3 protein-coding genes are annotated in these 1012 nt (G+C 43.5%); all 3 read left to right on the forward strand.

The annotated features are described in order from the left end of the window. The first annotated feature begins 52 nt into the window (after positions 1-52). The 3 genes from FPQ13_RS13150 to FPQ13_RS13160 are packed head-to-tail and all read left to right on the forward strand — an operon-like array spanning position 53 to position 784. The gene (locus FPQ13_RS13150; protein ID WP_004295507.1) at positions 53-304 is read left to right on the forward strand and encodes a hypothetical protein; all 252 of its coding nucleotides are present in this window, start codon (positions 53-55) and stop codon (positions 302-304) included. A 35-nt stretch (positions 305-339) separates the two neighbouring features. Further along, the gene (locus FPQ13_RS13155) at positions 340-576 is read left to right on the forward strand and encodes a type II toxin-antitoxin system YoeB family toxin (protein WP_050441498.1); all 237 of its coding nucleotides are present in this window, start codon (positions 340-342) and stop codon (positions 574-576) included. A 10-nt stretch (positions 577-586) separates the two neighbouring features. Continuing rightward, on the forward strand, positions 587-784 hold the full coding sequence (locus FPQ13_RS13160) for a hypothetical protein (protein ID WP_005683054.1): 198 nt from the start codon (positions 587-589) through the stop codon (positions 782-784). Positions 785-1012: the final 228 nt, after the last annotated feature.

Consider the following 1012-nt stretch of genomic DNA (forward strand, 5'->3'; position numbering starts at 1 on the left):
GTATTTTATTGAAATATAGCTATCTTTGTACTGAATTTAAAAGCAAACAGATATGGAAGCATTATCAGTAAGAGAATACCGTAACAACCTCGCAGCGTCTTTCACCAAAGCTGACAATGGCGAGCAGGTACTAATTCGCAGGAAAAACGAGATTTACGCTTTGGTAAAAGTTGGTCGTGAAGATTTGATGATAACCCCGGAACTGCAAGCAAGGATTGACAAGGCAAGGGAAGAAATCAAATCCGGAAAGTGTGTTACCCTCAAAAGCAGTGAGGATATTGATGCTTATTTCGACAGTCTATGATGTACACAATTAGGGTTTCCGACGGGGTGGATAAGGTGATTGCCAAATGGAAGAAATCAAACCCCAATTTGTTCAAGAAGTATAAGAAAATCTACAAAGAATTGTTAGAGCACCCTAAGACTGGGCTTGGGCATCCCGAAGCGTTAAGGGGCGGTGGGGATATTACATGGTCTCGACACATTACCGCCCATGACCGGATAATCTATGACATTTACGAGGAAGTGGTAGAGGTCTACATTTTGGAGGTAGAGGGGCATTACAACGATAAATGATAAAACTGTTATGGTCGAATATTGTGTTTACTGGTTAGAGAACGGCGAGCCTATGCACGAGGTGTTCTCTAACCTTGCCGCCGCCGAGATGTACTCATGTGCGATAAGAGGGAAAGAAAACGTTGAATGGGTGGAGGTGTCCGAAGAAGAAGCCATTGATTTGGACGAACTGGAAGACATGTTCCCGGATGACTTCTGCGGCGTGTAATCCCCTTGGGTAGAAATGGGGTAGATTTTGTTAGGCTGTGGGGGATTTTCTAACACGCCGGGGCTTTTTTGCCGGGCGGTTAGTGTGGATGTATTCCAATGCGGTATGTGTATATATAGCAAGAAGTGTCCTTGTCGGACAATTCTTGCTTTTCTCGCTTTGCTCAAAAAGATTTTAAGATTACCTTTGTGACATGGAAGTAAGACGGAACGAAAAGATTACATTCCG

It is taken from the genome of Allobacillus salarius (assembly GCF_007559425.1).
In the GTDB taxonomy this organism is placed as follows: domain Bacteria; phylum Bacillota; class Bacilli; order Bacillales; family Alkalibacillaceae; genus Allobacillus; species Allobacillus salarius.

Bases quoted from the DNA above. Each gene is read 5' to 3' on its own strand.
- FPQ13_RS13160 (WP_005683054.1), top strand. From the start codon at position 587: ATGGTCGAATATTGTGTTTACTGGTTAGAGAACGGCGAGCCTATGCAC.
- FPQ13_RS13150 (WP_004295507.1), top strand. From the start codon at position 53: ATGGAAGCATTATCAGTAAGAGAATACCGTAACAACCTCGCAGCGTCT.